The sequence below is a fragment of the Achromobacter spanius genome (assembly GCF_002812705.1).
GTDB lineage: Bacteria > Pseudomonadota > Gammaproteobacteria > Burkholderiales > Burkholderiaceae_B > Achromobacter > Achromobacter spanius.
This window is the reverse complement of record NZ_CP025030.1, coordinates 1398127-1416674: the sequence shown is the minus strand read 5'-3', so window position 1 is coordinate 1416674 and position 18548 is coordinate 1398127. Positions and strand designations below refer to the sequence as shown.

Below are 18548 nucleotides of genomic sequence, written 5' to 3'. Positions count from 1 at the left end.
CGAGACCCATGCATCACACCTTCGCCGCTGCCGCGGCGCGTTTGCGCTCCGCTTTGGCGATGGCGATCGGATGGTCGGCGGGATAGTCCGGCAGGTCCGGGCGGTTCGCGCCCAGCATCACGCACATCAGCGCTTCTTCCTGGCCTTCGTTGCGCAGGCCGCGATAGATGCCCGGCGGCACCGAAATCACGTCGCGTTCGCTCAGCACGGTTTCGAAGGTCTCACCCTGGTATTCCAGGAACAGGCGGATGTTGTGGCCGCGCAGGATGAAGAAGGCCTCTTCGACATCGGGGTGTACGTGCATGGGACCTTCGCAGCCAGCGGGCAGCACCATGGTGGAGAACGTGAAGTGCTCGGCCGGAATCGAGTTCTGGTCATCGCGGACGCCGGCCGCGCCGGTGCCGATATAGCGCGTTTGGGCACGGCGATAGACGGGGTCGACTTCGGCCTGCCAGCCCAGCGCGTTCCAGTCGTAGGATCGCGTCGCGCGGCGAGCGACCCGAGTTTCCATCCATTCGCCCAGGGTCTTGTCCTTGGGACGCTTCCAGCTGGCGAATAGGGGATTTTCCTGGTCAGGAACGGGGATCTCTGGGGTGTGGGTTACAGCATTCATGGCGTTTCCTTTTGGTCACGTTCGGCCAGGCCATTCCTGGCGGGAAAAGACGGGATTTCGATCAGAACGAGTGCTGGATGCCGACGCCAAACTGGCGGCGGCTGATGTCGTCGCCCTTGGTGTGGTCGCGCGTGTCGGTGTCGTTGAAGAGCACGTACAGGTTCGTGCGCTTGGACAGGTAGTGCTGGTAGGCCACCCCCACGCCGGATGCCTGGGACAGTACGGCGTGCTGGTAGCTGGCCATGACGCGGCCGCGGCCAGCCGGAACGCTGACGCCGAACGTGTAGACGCGGTCGCGGTCGCCACCGGCGGCGACGTAGCCAGGCGCGGGGTTCAGATTGATGGCGCGCTGTTCGTTGTAGCCAGCGTGCAGCTTCAAGATCTCGAAATCGTAAGCGGCGGCCAACTGTAGATTCTTGGCGTCGCGGCGTGCTGGCGTCAGGTTCGACGCGTTCAGTTGCTCGTAGGTGGCGGCCAGCTTCAGCGGGCCGTGGCTGTAGCGCAGGCCGGCCGTGACAACGCGGTCATTGTCAGCCGTCCGGAAGCCCTGCTCCGCATCGGGCGAAAAGCTGTAACCGATGCCGGCCTCGAGCCCATTCCAGGTGGGCGTGAAGTACAGGACTGAATTGCTGATGCGGCCATCGACGCCAAAGTCGCCGGATTTATAGCCGAAGGTGTTGCCGATCGAATTGCGTGACCACGACACGCCGAACGGGCTGGCGACAAACGGTGTCCACGCATAGCCGAACACCACTTGGCGTCCCATCCGTACCTCGCCGAATCCGCCCTTCAATCCGACCGTGGCCTGGCGGCCGAACAGCCGGCCCTGTGTGTTGGTGCCGTTGTCGCCGTTGAAGCCGCTTTCCAATTGGAATGTGGCGGCCAGGCCATTGCCCAGGTCCTCGACCCCGCGCAGGCCCCATCGCGACTGGCTCGAAATACCGCTGTCGACACTGAGCTTTGTGGCGTGGTCATTGGTGTCCGATCGGAAGCCCATATCAATCAGGCCGTAGAGGGTGATGGACGAGGCATCCACGGTTTGAGCCGCGTGCACGGTATGGGTGGCGATGGGCGCCAGGGTTGCGAACGCGACGGCGAAGCCGGCAGCGGGAATCGCACGGCGCGGCGAGTACTGGGTCATGCTGGTATTCCCCTGGGTCTGTACTTCCATGCAGCAAGATCGGACGGCCGGCGCTGCTGCCCGGCCGCCAATACTTTCGACGGCGTATGTTTTATTGGTGAAACGTTGATTTGCAAATGAGACGAACGCAGTATAATTGCGCTGCATCAAAAACCATTCCCGGGATTACCCGTATGCCGATTGCATTCACTTTTTCCGTGTCGCCAACGGGATCTGGCGTGGCGCCCGACCCAACGCGCGCCCTGTCCGCCCGACTTGAAGACCTGGATAAAAGCTTCCCTTTGCACCAGGCGCCGTCGGCGTTCGGCACCCTCACCTACCGAAGTGCGGGCACCGGCCCCGCAGTCGTTTTGCTGCACGGCATCGGGTCCGCCGCCGGCTGCTGGCTGGATGTCGCACTGATGTTGCGCGACGGGCTTCGCGTCATCGCCTGGAATGCGCCGGGCTATGCCGGTTCCACGCCGTTGCCCCAGGCGCATCTGTCGGCCGACGATTACGCCGACGCCTTGCATCAGTTGCTGGCGCACGCGGGTGTGTCGGAATGCGTGCTCGTGGGCCATTCCCTTGGCGCAATCGTGGCGGGCGCTTATGCGGCGCGCGAGGCCGGCAACACGCGGGTCGCGATTCGGCGGCTGGTGCTGCTCAGTCCCGCCCAAGGGTATGCAAGCCATGACGAACCCCGTCGCGAGGCCGTCCGCACGGGCCGCTTGACCTTGCTGGAGGCAGAAGGCATCGACGGCATCGCCGCGCAACGGGCTTCTGCCTTGCTATCGGATGCGGCGCCGCCTGCCATGCGGGAATGGGCTGCCTGGAACATGCGCCAAATCACGCCGACCGGTTACCGCCAGGCAGTCAGCCTTCTGTGCGACAGCGACCTCCTGTCCCGTCTCGCACCCGCCATGCCGGTGGACGTGCGGGTGGGCAACCACGACGTCATCACGCCCGCCGCTCACGGCCAAGCCGTCGCACAAGCGTGGCACGCTTCGTTTGCACTGATCGACGGCGCGGGCCATGCCTGCCATATCGAGCGGCCTGCACAAGTCGCCGACATCGTGCGCGGCTCGGCCGTCAACGACGGCGGCGTCCAGACGGAGTTCCCTTTTGCTTGAAGACGCCAACGTGAACGAAGACAAGCGCTACACCGTGCCGGCGCTTGAGCGAGGCTTGCGGCTACTGGGCGAGTTCAGCCGTCAGGATCGGGTGCTGGGCGCTCCGGAATTGGCGCGCCGGTTGAACATTCCGCGCTCAACCGTGTTCCGGATGTTGAACACGCTCGAGACCCTGGGTTTCGTCGGCAAGGCCGACGGCGGCGCGGCGTACAGGCTGGACATGGCCGTGCTGCGCCTGGGCTTCGAGTATCTGGCATCGCTGGAACTCACCGACCTGGGCCGGCCGTTGTTGGAACGTCTGCGTGACGCTACCGGCTATTCCACCAATCTGGTGGTGCGCGACCGTCGCTCTGCCGTCGTCGTCGCCAAGGTGTCGGCGCCTACGCCCTTCGTCAGTACGGTCTTTGTCGGCACCCGCCTGCCGACCCATGCAACGCTGCTTGGCCGGGCGGTCATGTGCGACCTTTCCCTGCCCGAGCTACTTGATCTTTATGGCGCCGCCCCCTTGCCACCATACTCCACGCACACGCCGCGCAGCGTGCCGGCGCTGCATGCCTTGCTTCAGGAAGATCTGGCAAGAGGCTATGTGATTGAACGCGGCTTTTATGAAGCTATCGTCGGCAGCATTGCGGCGCCGGTGCGCGATGCCAGCGGCCGAGTCATGGCGGCGTTGGGCGTCACCATTCCCACCCAAGGCCCCGAAGAACCGACGATCGACGAAACCTCCGTCATCCACGCGGTATGCGCCGCTGCGGATGAACTATCCACCTCGCTCGATTATGTGCCGCCCGTGGCAGAGCACAACGTCGTCTCTGGAAGAACCTGACCCTGAACCCGTACCAATTTAAGGATGTACCGATGTTGAAGATAGCCATGGTGGGCTGCGGCGCAATCGGCGTTGCCGCGCTGGAGCTGCTCGCCCGCCGTACTGACTTGGCGGTGACCACGGTGCTTGTACCCGCGCCGCATCTGGACGATGCGCGCCAGCGCATCCAGCCCTGGGCGCCGCAGGCCACCCTTCACGCCAGTCTTGACGCGGCGCCCAGGCGCCCGGACTTGCTGGTGGAATGCGCCGGCCATGGCGCCATCATCGAGCATGTGTTGCCCGCCCTGCGCGCGGGAATTCCGTGCGTCGTCGCCTCAGTAGGCGCCTTGGCGACGCCGGGGCTCATTGAACAGTTGGAACAAGCCGCGCACGCCGGCCAGACGCGCGTGCAGCTGCTATCAGGTGCGATCGGCGCCATTGATGCGCTGGCTGCGGCACGGCATGGCGGCCTGGACGAAGTGGTGTACACCGGCCGCAAACCGCCCCTAGCTTGGCGCGGCACGCCAGCGGACAAGCAGTTCGATCTGGCATCGCTGGGCCGCGGCGCTACGGTTATTTTCGAAGGCACCGCACGCGAGGCCGCGGCCACCTATCCAAAAAACGCCAACGTGGCCGCCACGCTCGCCCTGGCCGGCCTCGGGTTGGACCATACAAGTGTGCGCCTGTTGGCGGACCCAGATGTGCAGGACAACGTGCATCATGTTCACGCCAGGGGTGCGTTCGGCGAATTTGAACTGACGATGCGCGGTAAGCCCTTGGCCGCAAACCCGAAGACCTCGTCCTTGACCGTCTACAGCCTGGTGCGAGCCATCTGCAATGCCGTGGAGCCGGTGGTGATCTGAACACTTCGGCAGCAGGCTACGCCGCAAAAACAAAATGGCCGCATTCCCTGGGGAATACGGCCATTTTTTACGAGCCTACCGGCGAAGGTAGCAGGCTCGGTTCGCCTTACTGCAGCGCGATTTCGACGTCGACGCCGGCCGGCAGGTCCAGACGCATCAGAGCGTCAACGGTCTTGTCGGTGGGATCAACGATGTCCATCAGGCGCTGGTGCGTACGGATTTCGAACTGGTCGCGCGACGTCTTGTTGACGTGCGGCGAACGCAGGACGTCGTAGCGACGGATACGCGTGGGCAGCGGCACCGGACCGCGGACAACAGCGCCGGTACGCTTGGCGGTGTCGACGATTTCAGCGGCCGATTGATCGATCAGCTTGTAATCGAAAGCTTTCAAGCGGATACGGATCTTTTGGTTTTTCATGGCGTTTCCTAAAGAACGAGAGGCGAAGGCGACGAGGCGCCCTCGCTGGTTGTTTGCTGCTTAAGTGATCCGAATTACTTCAGGATCTTGGCGACGACGCCGGCGCCGACGGTACGACCGCCTTCACGGATGGCGAAACGCAGGCCTTCTTCCATGGCGATCGGAGCCAACAGCTTGACCGTCATGGCCACGTTGTCGCCCGGCAGAACCATTTCCTTGTCGGCCGGCAGCTCGATCGTGCCCGTCACGTCCGTCGTGCGGAAGTAGAACTGGGGACGATAGCCTTGGAAGAACGGAGTGTGACGGCCGCCTTCTTCCTTGGACAGGATGTACACCTCGGACGTGAAGTCCGTGTGCGGCGTGATCGAGCCCGGCTTGGCCAACACTTGGCCGCGCTGGACGTCTTCACGCTTGGTGCCGCGCAGCAGAATGCCCACGTTGTCGCCGGCTTGACCTTGGTCGAGCAGCTTGCGGAACATTTCAACGCCCGTGCAAGTCGTCTTGACCGTCGGCACCAGGCCCACGATTTCGATTTCTTCGCCGACCTTCACGATGCCGCGTTCGATACGGCCAGTCACCACCGTGCCGCGACCCGAGATCGAGAACACGTCTTCAACCGGCATCAGGAACGTGCCGTCCACGGCGCGCTCAGGCGTCGGGATGTACGAATCCAGTGCAGCGGCCAAAGCCATGATGGCTTGCTCGCCCAGTTCGCCCTTGTCGCCTTCCAGCGCCAGCTTGGCCGAACCCTTCACGATCGGGGTGTCATCACCCGGGAAATCGTACTTCGACAGAAGTTCGCGAACTTCCATTTCCACCAGCTCAAGCAGCTCGGCGTCGTCAACCATGTCAGCCTTGTTCAGGAAGACGATGATGTACGGCACGCCAACTTGGCGGCTCAGCAGGATGTGTTCACGCGTTTGCGGCATCGGGCCGTCAGCGGCCGACACAACCAGAATCGCGCCGTCCATTTGCGCCGCGCCCGTGATCATGTTCTTCACATAGTCAGCGTGGCCCGGGCAGTCAACGTGAGCGTAGTGACGCGCTTCCGTTTCGTACTCGACGTGGGCGGTGTTGATCGTGATGCCGCGAGCCTTTTCTTCAGGAGTCGCATCGATCTGGTCGTAGCCCTTGGCTTCGCCACCGAACTTGTTCGACAGAACGGTCGTGATAGCTGCCGTCAACGTCGTTTTGCCGTGGTCAACGTGACCAATCGTACCCACGTTCACGTGCGGCTTGGTACGTTCAAACTTGCCTTTTGCCATGATCTCTATCCTTTAACTTTCAAGGAAACTTGAATCTGCCAGGCCACCCGGATGGGCGGACCTGGCTAGGGTTATTTACTTGGCCCGAGCGGCGATGACTTCGTCAGCGACGTTCTTGGGAGCCTCGGAGTAATGCTTGAATTCCATCGTGTACGTGGCACGACCTTGCGTCAACGAACGCAGGTTCGTGGCGTAACCGAACATCTCGGCCAGGGGCACTTCAGCCTTGATGGTCTTGCCGCCACCGACCATGTCATCCATGCCTTGGACCATGCCGCGACGCGAGGACAGATCGCCCATCACGGTACCAGCGTAGTCTTCCGGCGTTTCGACTTCAACGGCCATCATCGGTTCCAGCAGCACGGGGCTGGCCTTGCGCAGACCTTCCTTGAATGCCATGGAGCCGGCCATCTTGAACGCGTTTTCGTTCGAGTCCACATCGTGGTACGAACCGAAGAACAGCGTGACCTTGACGTCGACGATCGGGTAGCCAGCCAACACGCCCGAAGGCAGCGTTTCCTGGATGCCCTTGTCCACCGCCGGGATGTATTCGCGAGGAACCACACCGCCCTTGATGGCGTCCACGAATTCGTAGCCACCGCCAGGAGCCAACGGCTCGACCTTCAGCACCACGTGACCGTACTGGCCACGACCGCCCGACTGCTTGACGAACTTGCCTTCAACTTCGTCGCAGGTCTTGCGGATGGTTTCACGGTAGGCCACTTGCGGCTTGCCGACGTTGGCTTCAACGCCGAACTCACGCTTCATGCGGTCGACCAGAATTTCCAGGTGAAGCTCGCCCATACCGGAAATGATGGTTTGGCCGGATTCTTCGTCGCTACGCACGCGGAACGACGGATCTTCCTGAGCCAGACGCGACAGCGCCAGACCCATCTTTTCCTGGTCAGCCTTCGACTTCGGTTCCACGGCCTGCGAAATCACGGGCTCAGGGAAAATCATGCGTTCGAGCAGGATGTGGGAGTCGATGTCGCACAGCGTTTCGCCGGTGGTCACGTCTTTCAGACCCACCACGGCGGCGATGTCGCCTGCCAACACTTCCTTGATTTCTTCGCGGTTGTTCGCGTGCATCTGCAGAATGCGGCCGATACGTTCCTTCTTGCCCTTGATGGGGTTGTAGACCGTATCGCCCGACTTCAGGACGCCCGAGTAAACGCGCACGAAGGTCAATTGACCCACGAACGGATCGCTCATCAGCTTGAATGCCAGCGCCGAGAACTTCTCGCCGTCGTCCGCTTCACGCTTGACGGGATTGCCATCGTCGTCCTGGCCGTCAACCGCGGGAATATCCACGGGCGAAGGCAGGTAGTCGATGACCGCGTCCAGCATGCGCTGCACGCCCTTGTTCTTGAAGGCGGTGCCGCACAGCATCGGCTGGATTTCGCCAGCGATGGTGCGTTGGCGGATGGCCAGGTTGATTTCGGCTTCGTCCAAGGAACCCGTTTCCAGGTACTTGTTCATCAGCTCTTCCGACGACTCAGCGGCGGCTTCAACCAGCTTTTCACGCCATTCGTTGGCCAGGCCTTCCAGCTCGGCGGGAATCTCGTGGTAGTCGAACTTGATGCCTTGGCTGGCTTCGTCCCAAATGATCGCCTTCATCTTGACCAGGTCGACCACGCCTTGGAACGTGTCTTCGGCACCGATCGGGATCACGATCGGCACGGGATTGGCGCGCAGGCGGTTCTTCAGCTGGTCATAGACCTTGAAGAAGTTGGCGCCGGTGCGGTCCATCTTGTTGACGAAGGCCAGACGCGGCACGCCGTACTTGTTGGCTTGGCGCCACACGGTTTCGGACTGGGGCTGAACGCCACCCACCGCGCAATAGACCATGCAAGCACCGTCCAGGACGCGCATGGAACGCTCCACCTCAATGGTGAAGTCCACGTGACCCGGGGTGTCGATGATGTTGATGCGGTGTTCGGGATAGTTCTTCGCCATGCCACGCCAAAACGCCGTCGTAGCTGCCGACGTAATGGTGATGCCACGCTCTTGCTCTTGTTCCATCCAGTCCATGGTGGCTGCGCCATCATGCACTTCGCCAATCTTGTGATTGACGCCGGTGTAGAACAGGATACGTTCGGTCGTGGTGGTTTTCCCTGCATCGATGTGCGCAGAGATACCAATGTTGCGATAGCGCTCGATCGGGGTTTTGCGGGCCATGGTGGATTAGTCCTTAAATTACCAGCGGAAATGGCTGAAGGCCTTGTTGGCCTCTGCCATCTTGTGCGTGTCTTCGCGCTTCTTCATCGCGGCGCCACGACCTTCGGAGGCGTCGATCAGTTCGCCAGCAAGACGCAGATCCATCGACTTCTCGCCACGCTTCTTGGCGGCTTCACGGAGCCAACGCATAGCCAGGGCCAGGCGGCGCACGGGGCGCACTTCAACCGGCACTTGGTAGTTGGCACCGCCAACGCGGCGGCTCTTCACTTCGACGATCGGCTTGATGTTGTTGATCGCCAGGCTGAAAACTTCGATCGGCTCTTTGCCGGTCTTGGTTTGCACTTGCTCGAGGGCACCGTAAACGATGCGCTCGGCGACGGCCTTCTTGCCGTCCAGCATGACGACGTTCATGAACTTGGCGAGCTCGACGCTACCGAACTTGGGATCGGGCAGAATCTCGCGCTTGGGTACTTCGCGACGACGGGGCATTGTTGCTTCCTTGTGTCTGTTCAGTTGAACCGTGTTTCATTACACGGCCATGGCCGCCCATTGGGACGACCCCTTACGTGCCGCGCTCCATCCCAAAAGCCGGAGGGCGCGGTCGCACTTCCCTAGTGACGGGCTTCCGCCACACGGGGGTACTGCTGACTCGTTATTAAGCCTTCTTCGGGCGCTTGGCGCCGTACTTCGAGCGGGCTTGCTTACGATCCTTGACGCCTTGCAGGTCGAGGGAACCGCGCACGATGTGATAACGCACACCGGGCAAGTCCTTGACACGACCGCCACGCACCAGAACCACCGAGTGCTCTTGCAGGTTGTGGCCTTCACCGCCGATGTACGAAATGACTTCGTAACCGTTGGTCAGACGCACTTTGGCAACCTTGCGCAGAGCAGAGTTCGGCTTCTTGGGGGTGGTGGTGTACACGCGAGTGCACACGCCGCGGCGTTGCGGGCAGTTTTCGAGCGCGGGGCTCTTGCTTTTGATGATGCTGACTTCGCGCGGCTTGCGCACGAGTTGGCTAATGGTAGGCATGACCTTTGAAATCCCTTTTACGTACCACTGGTAAGTACTTACGTACTCGTCTCCAGAAGAGTGTCTTTCGGAGAAGGCAGTTCGCGCAAAACCGCCTCAAACGTTCATGTACGTAAAAGAGCGGGCTTGCCAACAAACTATGACAAACGCACAAAACTGAAAGCGGCCGGGCAGCCAAGACGCTAGTCGCAAATGATGGACCCGAAACTGATGGCCCCGAAACAAAAGGCTCGTGACGCACCTTGGTTTCAGACCGGGTTTCAGACCGGGTTTCAGACCGGGTTTCAGACCCTGACTAAGCTCTTGAACTGTTTGCCTTTAGCGTACAGATTTTGCGCGCGAAATAAAGCAGTAAGCCCTTTAGCATAACTGAGATCACGGCGCACTGTCAAAGTTTTTTGTAAGCCGAGCGACGCGGCGCGCCTGTCGCGAAAAGCCTGCGAAAAGGCAGCGACTTGGACGGTGCTTGTGAAAAATGGGGCCGCGTTGCAGCAAAGATCCGACACACCAACAGAGCCGAAAATCCTGCCTGCGGCGAGGCAAGCTGCGGGTAAACCACGGGGTTTTCAGCGTATTCGGCAGTGTAGCGCCAGCTGACGGCTTAGCGGTCCGCGAACAGGTAACCGCTGCCGTAGACCGTGCGGATCGGCAACATCACCCCCGCCAGTTCGGCCTTGCGACGCAGACGGCTGACGATGACATCGATGCTGCGCGACCCACTGGCGCGCACACCGCCTCCTTCGACCCGCAGTTCATCGCCCAGTTCAGAGCGTCCGACCGCCCTGCCCGCCACCTCAAGCAGCGACCGGACAATCAGGCGCTCATTGGCCGACAGCGAAATCGTCGCCCCCGATGGGGCAACCAGTGTCCAGCCCTGATCGCGAAGTTCCCATTGGCCGGTCACCGCGTCATCAGCCGCCGGAGTCTCTTGGCTGGCCGGCAGGCGCCGCGCCAGCGCCAGCAAGATGCATGCGAGTTCGCGCGGATCCTGGGGATCGGGCAAGCAGGCGTCAGCGCCGCTTTGCAGGCAACGCAGCCGGCTGTCCACGGACACGCCCCTGCCCGTCACCACGATTCCCATTGACGAAGACCCGTGCAACCGGGCGACGAGCGCGTAACCGATTTCACCCAACGTACCAACGTCCAGGACAACGGCATCGTAGACACCGCTATTGAGCAATCCGAACAGCTCGAGTGAGGTCGAACAGCCACGAGCGGAAATGCCGGCTTGCAGCAAGGCGGACACGGCTGCGTTTCGGGCGACCTCGTCCGGCGACATCATAAGTATGCGTAATTGATTCATAGCACTTTCAACCCCCTGACCGACACCGTCCACGCGACCGCTTGTGACGTTGCACGCAGGACGGTTGAGACAGTGTGGCGCGTTGTTACGCAACAACTCCAGTCAAGATTCGTTAACTTTGCAATGTTTGACAGTTCTTGCCACAACGTAGCCAGCCGACTCGCCGCCCGAGTTATCATTCGTTTACACAAATTCGCTCACCTTTGCAGTAGGTTCGCCGACGGCGAACTTGCGCAGCAAACCTCCGCGAGACTTTTCTGATGAAGATTGCGTCGCTGGAAGACGACCTTGACCAAGCCCGGCGCATTCACCAAGTGCTGACTGCCGCGGGATACTCCTGCTCCAGTTATCACCAGAGCCGTGACTTGTTGGCTGCGTTACGCTCGGAGAACTTCGATCTGGTTCTTCTGGATTGGCATCTGCCAGATATCGATGGCGACGATGTGGTGCGCTGGTTGCGCGCCAATATCGGCCCCCGCGTCCCCGTCATTTTCCTGACCAATCGGTCTTCTGAAGACGACCTGGTGGAAGGGCTGCGCGCCGGCGCCGACGATTACATCGTCAAACCGCTGCGCCCCCTGGAATTGCTGGCCCGCGTGGCCGCGCTGTTGCGCCGCAGCCAGATCGCCGAGCCTGCCGATGACACTTTCGACGTGGCGCACTATCGCATCGAGCCCGCCGCGCGCGTGATCTCGCTGAATGGCGCGGCCGTCTCGCTGGCACCCAAGGAATTCGAACTTGCGCTGCTGTTCTTTCGCAATCTGGGCCGGCTCATGTCGCGCGACGTAATTGCCGAATGCGTGTGGAACCGCGAGATTCCCGCAACGTCACGCACCCTGGATACGCACCTGTCCAACATCCGCCAGAAACTCCAGCTACGCCCCGAACACGGTGTGCGCCTGAGTTCGTCCTATGCGCTTGGTTACCGGCTGGAACTGAACAGCGCCGTGGAAGACAACCCGGCCAGCCCGTCGTAGACGCGACGCGCGCATTCCTGGAGAACTGATTCCTATGAGCCGCTGCCGCGCGCTTTCTTTGTTTGCCTTGCTGTCCTGCCTGTCAGTTTCCGCGGCCGTGCGCAGCCAGCCCGCGGGGGCATTGGGCGACGACTTCATCTACCGCGTGCGGCAGGGAGACACACTGATCAACCTGGCCACGCAGTACACGCGCAATCAGGCGAACTGGACACAGTTGCAGACCCTGAATAAGGTTGTCACGCCTGAAATGCTGCCCATCGGGTTCGAACTGCGGATTCCGCTGTCGATGATTCCTGAACGCCCCGCCCAAGCGCGCGTCGTGCATGTCAGCGGTCAAGCCGATCTGAACGGCAAGCCTGTGCAATCAGGCGCCAATGTGGCGGAAGGCAGTACGGTGGTGACTTCGCCCAACGGCTTTGTGACTCTGGAACTTGCCGATGGATCCAAGCTCACCCTACCCGCTGGCGGCTCGGTCGAATTGACCCGGCTGCGCCAGTTCGAAGGGACCGAGCTGACCGACTCCGTCATCCATGTTCAGCGCGGCAGCGTCGAATCCACCGTCGCCCCCACCGGCCAAGGCGTTGGCCGCTTCGAAGTCAGAACCCCTGTCGCGGTCACGGGCGTGCGCGGCACGCGATTCCGCGTGCAAAGCGGCGCTGGCGGCGTACACAGTGAAGTACTGGAAGGCAGCGTACGGCTGCAAGCGCATGCGCCGGGAACCGCGCCCGCCAAGCCAGTCTCGGTGGCACGCGGTTATGGCGCTGCCGTGCGCAATGACGGCAGCGTATCCGGCGTGCGCGAGCTGCTGGCCGCGCCGCAACTGAGCGCCCCGGAACGCACAGGCGGCGGCACATGGACCAGCGCCTTCGCGCCAGTGGCCGATGCGCAAAGCTACCTGGTGCGCGTGTCGCGCGATCCCGAAGGCGCGCTTCCGGTATCGTCGGCCAGCTTCGCCACGAACAGCATCCGCTTCAACGCGCCGGGTCCCGGCACGTTCTACGTTTCGGTGCGCGCAGTCGACGATCTTGGCCTGAACGGACAAGACGCGGTCGCCACGTTCGAGGGCGCGAACCAGCTGATGACCCCGTTCGGCCTGGGGGTCAGCAGCGGCACGGGCGGACTCATCACGCTGACCGAATACTAGGTATTGCCCGATGGCCGACACCCCCGACGCCCTCGACCGGACCTCGCGCTCGGGGCTGTGGCTGACGGTGATACTGGCGGCGCTGGCGGCCCTGCTGGGCTTGTTGAATGGCCTGGGCAGGGTCGATCAGATCCTGTACGACCGTGCCATCACCATGAGCGGACGCGCAGCAGACCCGGACATTCTGATCGTGGCCATCGATGACGCCAGCATCGAGACGCTGGGGCGATGGCCTTGGCGGCGGGCAATCCATGCCGCCTTGCTGGACCGGCTTCAAGGAGCACGCGCAGTTGGCTTGGATTTGATCTTCGCGGAAAGCGACACGGTCAATCCCAACGACGACTTGCTGCTTGCTCAGAGCATCCAGCGCAATGGCCGGACAGTGCTGCCGGTTGTCCTGGACCGCTTGAACAATCCTTCCGCGATGTCGGCGCCGATCCCCGCGCTGGCGAACGCCACGGCTTCAACAGGCATCATCAACGCGCGCATTGATCCTGACGGTATGGTGCGTGAAGCCACGTTGACGACCCGATTCGCGGGCAACCTCCACAACCATCTGGCTCTGTCGATGCTTGAGGTCGGCGGCCAAGGCAAAGAAGTCGAACGGTTTCTACAACGAGCGGGTTCCAGCGGCGACATCCTGATCCCGTACACAGGCCCCGCTGGCCACATGCGCACCGTGTCCTATCTGTCTGTCTTGCGAGGCGACCTCAGCCCAGAGGCCTTGCGCGACAAGTACGTGCTGGTGGGCGCCTGGGCGACCGGCTTGGGCGACGCTTACCCCACGCCGGTCGCGCACGACTTGAGCGGCATGTCGGGCGTGGAGATCATCGCCAACCTGATGCAGGCCGCCCGCGACGGCGTGTCCTACCATCGTCCGCCCGCTGCCTGGAACGCGCTGTTTTCCGCGCTTCCCGTGCTGCTGGCCTGCCTGGCGTTGTGGCGGCTGTCGCCCAAGCGGGCATTGCTGGTCTAGTGTTGCGCTCGTTGCCGGCATCCTTTTGACAGCGTGGTTGCTGCTGGCCTACGCCAGCCTGTGGTTCGCGCCAACCGCCGCCCTGGTGGGTGTTGCGCTTTGCTATCCACTTTGGAGTTGGCGTAGCCAGGAGGCGGCGCTGCGCTACATGGATCATGAATTACGTCGCCTGCAGCGCGAGTATCCGCCCGTCTTGAACGAGGCGCGCGCCCCGTTGACCGGCCCGAACGCATCACTGGAAAGCCGCGTAGGCGAATTGCAGCGCGCGCTGGAGCGCGTGCGTAACCTGCGGCGCTTCCTGGCCGATGGACTGGACGGCATGCCCGACGCGACGCTGGTCTTCGACCAGGAAGGCCACATGCAGTTTCGCAATCAGGCGGCGGTCATGTACTTCCAGCGGCTGGGCATGCGCCCGCCGCGCGTGGGCCACCCCGCCACGCACCTGCTTGAGAAAACGATTTCTGATGACACGACGCGGCAGCGCGTGGCTGACGCCTTGCGCGGCAAGCTTCCCACCGACGATACATCGCGTTGGACGGCCGATCTGGAAGTGCGCGATTACGCGGGGCGCGACCTGATCTTGAAGTGTGCGCCGATCCACACCGCCGAAGGCAATTTCGCGGGCACCGTCGCCACGTTGACGGATATCTCGCGCATACGCCAAGCCGAACGCCAGCGTGAAGAGACGCTGCGCTTTATCTCGCACGACATGCGCGCCCCCCAAAGCTCCATCCTGGCGCTTGTCGAGATGAAGCAGGAATCCGGCATCCAGGATGGGCAGGGCGAGACGCTTGCCCGCATCGCCACGCTTGCGAACCGTACCCTGCATCTGGTTGACGACTTCGTACACCTGACGCGCGCGGAATCAATGACGATCGGCGCGGTCGAACTCGATCTGGGCAGCTTGCTGCAAGACGGCGTGGACGAGTTCTGGGCGTCCGCGCACAAGCGTGGCATCACGCTGAGCCTGCGCACGCCGCTGCCGGTTGCTTACACACGCGGTGATCAGACGCTGCTGATGCGCGCCCTGTGCAATTTGATCGACAACGCCATCAAGTACAGCCCACCCCAGACATGCGTCGAATGCGGAATAGAACAATCTCAGGATGTCTGGCGGGTAACCATCCAGGATCAGGGACAAGGCATCGCCGACTCTGATCTGGCGCGGCTGTTCGAACCCTTTTCGCGCGTGGGCGTCGAAACCCGGAATGACATCGGCGGCGCCGGGCTCGGCCTGGCGTTCGTGCGCACCGTGGCCGAACGCCATGGCGGCACGGTGGAAGTCCGCAGCGAAATCGGCGTGGGGTCTGTGTTTACCTTGTGCTTGCCTGTTGCGCCGGAAGCCGAGGACGGGAAGTAGCCCGGCCAGTCCGGCGCATCACTGGAAGGTGTGGGAAATTACCGCCGGCTTGCCGGCCTTGATTTCAAGCGTTCCCCGGTACGGCGGCAGGTCCGCATTGCGCAGCACCACCTGGTACTTGCCGGGTATCAAGCGTATTTCCTTGACTGGCGGGCTGATGCCGCGCGCCACACCGTTGACCCATACTTCTCCCCACGGGCGAATGTCCAGTCGCACCCGTACAGGCACACCCATGGGCTTGGGTTTGTTGGCGACGCCGTCGGCAGCCGTGGCCGAATCAGCAGGTGCCGGGGCTTGGGCGCCGGGCACCGCCGTGGCCAACGCGGGCTCGGATGGCTCAGACGCCATTTCGGGCGCATTCTGAATCCCGGATGGTGTAGCCGCCACGGGTTCAACGGGCGTAGCGGGCGTGGCCGGCACTTGTTGCGGCGCGGCGGGCGGAACGGCCACGGTCGCGGGCGGCACGGCAGCCGGAGGCATCGGGTGCACGGCCGGCGGGTTAGGCATGACGACTTCGGAACGGGTGATCAGCGCATTGGGCGCGCCCTTGCCCCAGTGAAACCAGCCATACACACCGATTCCGATAAAGGCCAGAACCGCCAGCATTCCCAGTAACGGACGACGATTGCGGCTTGGTCTGCGCACAGCCGCTGCCTCGGGCGGCGGAGCGTGGCCAGCGCCGGCAACAGGGTCTGCCTCGTCCGGAGACGGCTCAATATACGCGGCCACCCCCAACAGGGCAGCCAACTCGGCCAACGTTTGCGGCCGGTCAGACGGCAACATTGCCAGGCCACCGTCAATGACGGACAGAAATTCCGGGTTGTATTTGGACAGGCCCAGCGACGTCAACGGTTCGTAGGTATCCTCGGCGCGCCGCTCGGGAGCGGGGGGAGGCCTGTGCCCGGTGACCAAGGCATACATGACCGCGCACAAGGCGTAGATGTCGCTCCACGGGCCTCTCGGCCATTCCATGGAATCGGTATACAGCTCAAACGGCGCAAACCCGGGCGTGGGACTTCGGCTCGCGCGGCGCGAGCGCGCAACAACCAGTTCAGGCAGCAAATGGGCACGCGCGTTCTCGTCCATCCCCACGGTGTCCAGCGAAATATCGCCACAAATCTCACCCTGCGCGTGCAGGGCGATCAGCGAGGGCAACAGGTCGGAGACAAGCCGCTTGATACGAGATTCCGGCACGCCTCCCGCCATGCTGGCGGCGATCGCGCTCAGCGGACGCAAGGCAAGCGGCGCGGCGCCTGAAAACGGCCCACGCGGCGTCAACAGGCCGGTGGAGGAAGACATGATGGAAATTGCGCTCATGCGCGGAGTGATGCGAAGATGGAATAGTGTGAATATTATCCAATCCGCAACATCAGGACATTGCCGAAGATGTCCGAGCGCATCAGGCTGTGGCACGATTACGCTTCGCCCAATCTTCCTCCCCCCTTATAAGCTATGAAAATTCGCCTTCTGAGCAGCCTGCTCGGCGCGACAGTCATGCTGGCGGGCTGCGCCGGGATCTCGCCGCAGCCCGAAAGCCCGCCCAGCGCCGAAGCGCTGGCGCAATTGCAACAAGTCCGGGACACCTACGGCGCGGGCCGATACGGGGAGGTCATCCGCACGGTCGCCACCTCCGATGCCCTGGCCTCATCCACCAAGGCGGTGCGCATTGAGGCCTATAAGCTGCAGGCGTTCAGTTATTGCGTGAGCCGCTACGCTCAGTTGTGCCAAGACAGCTTCGTCCGCATCCTGGCGCTGGATCCTGCATTCGAACTAGCCCCGAATGAAGCCGGCCATCCGTCCTGGGGCCCCGTCTTCCAGCAGGCCCGCAACCAAGCCGCGAAGTAATCCCACGCACAAACCGTAAACAAAAAAACCTAACAAAAGGCGTAAAAAAAGGCCGCTGATTTCGCATCAGTGAACTGACCCCCAGAAGTTGGAGAGTCAGAAGCTAAGGGCCGAAGGCCTGAGTTCGGTACTGAACCGGACTCAGGCCTTTTAGCTTGAGCTTGATGCGTTCGTAATTGTAGTAACGGATGTACAGACGTATGCCGGCCTGCAACTGTTCGATGGTCTCGAAGCGGTTCGGGTAGAAGAACTCGGCCTTTAATGTGCCGAAGAAGCTTTCCATGGCGGCATTGTCCAGGCAGTTTCCCTTGCGTGACATGCTCTGTGTTATTGATCGAGTGGCCAGCATGTGCCGGTATTGAGGCTGCTGGTAGTGCCACCCCTGGTCAGAGTGCAGCATCGGGTGGTCGGCGGGTTTGAGCCGCATGAGCGCCTTTTTCAGCATAGCGCCAACTAGCTGGAACATGGGCCGCAGACTGGTCTGGTAAGCCACGATTTCGCCGTTGTAGAGGTCCATGACGGGCGACAGGTACAGCTTCTGGCCACGCACATTGAATTCCGTCACATCGGTGACCCATTTCTGGTTCGGCCTGTCGGCATCGAACTGGCGCGCTAACAGATTAGGCGCCACACGGCCCTCCTGGCCCCGATAGGAGCGATATTTCTTCGGTCGTACCACGGACCTCAGTCCTAGCACTTGCATCAGTTTTTGTACCGTCTTGTGGTTCACATGCTGCCCGGCTTGGCACAGCGCGGCCGTGATGCGCCGGTAGCCATAGCGTCCCTGGTGGTACACGTAGGTCTTGCCGATGCTGGCCTTGAGGGTGGCATGCCGATCAGCGACCTGGGCCATCTTCACTTGGTAGTAGTAAGTGCTCGATGCCAGACCTGCCACTTGGAGCAAGGCTGACAGCGGATGTTGTTGCCTTAATCCAGTCACGACTTGCGCTTTTTCTGCGCAGCCGCACGCTTTTCCTGGATCAAGGCATCGAGTTTTTTTAAGTACGCGACCTCGGCGCGCAGCAGGATCAACTCCTTGTTCTGCCGAGCAATGATCTGCTTGTCGTCCAGTTCAGCGACCGAGGAGGTAGGCTTGGGTGGCTTGTTGCTCATGGTCATGCGGGGCCCCTTTCGACGGGAACGCAGTGCGTCGATACCCCCTGCATCATACTGGCGTGCCCACTTACCGATGTGCGCCGCGCTGCGAATGTCGAACACCACCGCTGTCTTGGCCTGTGACCAGTGCTTCTGCCACATCCGCTTGAGCACCTTCAGCTTGAAGGCCTGGTCATAGCTTGCGCCCTTGCGGCGCAAGCCCGAGACACCGTGCTCGCGATAGCCGTTCACCCACCGCTCAACGGTTGCGTGCCTAAGGCCGTGAACCGCTGCCACAGCTTTGAAACCCAGTGAGCCTGACAGGTAGTCCTTGACCACCTTGACCTTAAAACGCTCGTCGTACTTCGCCATGTAAAAACCCCCGAAGGTTGGATATATCTCCAACTTTCGGGGGTCAGTTCA

16 protein-coding genes and 1 pseudogene are annotated in these 18548 nt (G+C 61.9%); 7 read left to right on the top strand and 10 right to left on the bottom strand.

Annotated elements, in window-relative coordinates:
- Positions 1-13: 13 nt before the first annotated feature.
- Positions 14-613, bottom strand: coding sequence for a cupin domain-containing protein (locus CVS48_RS06365; RefSeq protein WP_100853727.1), 600 nt, complete (start codon positions 611-613; stop codon positions 14-16).
- A 61-nt stretch (positions 614-674) separates the two neighbouring features.
- Positions 675-1754 carry a porin gene (locus CVS48_RS06360; protein WP_157814453.1) on the bottom strand — a complete coding sequence of 360 codons (1080 nt, stop codon included), beginning with the start codon at positions 1752-1754 and terminating at the stop codon, positions 675-677.
- A 173-nt stretch (positions 1755-1927) separates the two neighbouring features.
- Between CVS48_RS06360 and CVS48_RS06355 the strand changes: the two genes are divergently transcribed.
- Genes CVS48_RS06355 through CVS48_RS06345 form a run of 3 tightly spaced genes read left to right on the top strand, consistent with a single transcriptional unit; the run spans position 1928 to position 4531 of the window.
- Positions 1928-2863, top strand: coding sequence for an alpha/beta fold hydrolase (locus CVS48_RS06355; RefSeq protein WP_157814452.1), 936 nt, complete (start codon positions 1928-1930; stop codon positions 2861-2863).
- A complete protein-coding gene (locus tag CVS48_RS06350; RefSeq protein ID WP_242001353.1) occupies positions 2856-3689 on the top strand; it encodes an IclR family transcriptional regulator in 834 nt (277 codons plus the stop codon). Before CVS48_RS06355 ends, CVS48_RS06350 begins: the two co-directional genes overlap by 8 nt.
- Positions 3690-3721: 32 nt before the next feature.
- Positions 3722-4531 (top strand): aspartate dehydrogenase, encoded by an 810-nt coding sequence (locus tag CVS48_RS06345; RefSeq protein ID WP_100853724.1) that lies wholly within the window; start codon positions 3722-3724, stop codon positions 4529-4531.
- Between the two features lie 106 nt (positions 4532-4637).
- Here the strand turns inward: CVS48_RS06345 and rpsJ are convergent, their stop codons facing one another.
- From rpsJ to CVS48_RS06315, 6 genes are all read right to left on the bottom strand, one after another.
- Positions 4638-4949 (bottom strand): 30S ribosomal protein S10, encoded by a 312-nt coding sequence (gene rpsJ / locus CVS48_RS06340; RefSeq protein ID WP_003806903.1) that lies wholly within the window; start codon positions 4947-4949, stop codon positions 4638-4640.
- Positions 4950-5023: 74 nt separating this feature from the next.
- Positions 5024-6214 carry an elongation factor Tu gene (gene tuf / locus CVS48_RS06335; RefSeq protein WP_006221899.1) on the bottom strand — a complete coding sequence of 397 codons (1191 nt, stop codon included), beginning with the start codon at positions 6212-6214 and terminating at the stop codon, positions 5024-5026.
- Positions 6215-6289: 75 nt separating this feature from the next.
- Positions 6290-8392, bottom strand: a complete 2103-nt coding sequence (gene fusA, locus CVS48_RS06330; protein WP_100853723.1) for an elongation factor G — start codon at positions 8390-8392, stop codon at positions 6290-6292.
- A gap of 18 nt (positions 8393-8410) precedes the next feature.
- Complete coding sequence (gene rpsG / locus CVS48_RS06325) at positions 8411-8881, bottom strand: 30S ribosomal protein S7 (RefSeq protein WP_006216561.1); 471 nt, start codon at positions 8879-8881, stop codon at positions 8411-8413.
- Between the two features lie 166 nt (positions 8882-9047).
- The gene (rpsL, locus tag CVS48_RS06320) at positions 9048-9425 is read right to left on the bottom strand and encodes a 30S ribosomal protein S12 (protein ID WP_005017264.1); all 378 of its coding nucleotides are present in this window, start codon (positions 9423-9425) and stop codon (positions 9048-9050) included.
- 601 nt (positions 9426-10026) lie between these two features.
- Positions 10027-10728, bottom strand: coding sequence for a response regulator transcription factor (locus CVS48_RS06315; protein WP_100853722.1), 702 nt, complete (start codon positions 10726-10728; stop codon positions 10027-10029).
- A 260-nt stretch (positions 10729-10988) separates the two neighbouring features.
- Between CVS48_RS06315 and CVS48_RS06310 the strand changes: the two genes are divergently transcribed.
- The 3 genes and pseudogenes from CVS48_RS06310 to CVS48_RS29875 all read left to right on the top strand — a co-directional run bounded on the left by CVS48_RS06310 (position 10989) and on the right by CVS48_RS29875 (position 15185).
- Positions 10989-11705: a response regulator transcription factor gene (locus CVS48_RS06310; RefSeq protein ID WP_100853721.1), complete on the top strand. Its 717-nt coding sequence runs from the start codon at positions 10989-10991 to the stop codon at positions 11703-11705.
- A gap of 34 nt (positions 11706-11739) precedes the next feature.
- Positions 11740-12849: a FecR domain-containing protein gene (locus CVS48_RS06305; protein WP_100853720.1), complete on the top strand. Its 1110-nt coding sequence runs from the start codon at positions 11740-11742 to the stop codon at positions 12847-12849.
- Between the two features lie 10 nt (positions 12850-12859).
- A pseudogene (locus tag CVS48_RS29875) lies at positions 12860-15185 on the top strand (CHASE2 domain-containing protein).
- An 18-nt stretch (positions 15186-15203) separates the two neighbouring features.
- Here CVS48_RS29875 and CVS48_RS06295 read toward each other — a convergent pair.
- Positions 15204-16484 (bottom strand): serine/threonine-protein kinase, encoded by a 1281-nt coding sequence (locus CVS48_RS06295; RefSeq protein WP_100857533.1) that lies wholly within the window; start codon positions 16482-16484, stop codon positions 15204-15206.
- A gap of 153 nt (positions 16485-16637) precedes the next feature.
- On the opposite strand from CVS48_RS06295, the gene CVS48_RS06290 reads away from it, so the two are divergent.
- A complete protein-coding gene (locus CVS48_RS06290) occupies positions 16638-17030 on the top strand; it encodes a TssQ family T6SS-associated lipoprotein (RefSeq protein WP_100853719.1) in 393 nt (130 codons plus the stop codon).
- Positions 17031-17133: 103 nt separating this feature from the next.
- Here CVS48_RS06290 and CVS48_RS06285 read toward each other — a convergent pair.
- A protein-coding gene (locus CVS48_RS06285) for an IS3 family transposase (RefSeq protein ID WP_100853427.1) occupies positions 17134-18497 on the bottom strand; the annotation gives its coding sequence in 2 pieces (ribosomal slippage) (positions 17134-18023 and positions 18023-18497; 1365 coding nt in all).
- Between the last annotated feature and the right edge of the window lie 51 nt (positions 18498-18548).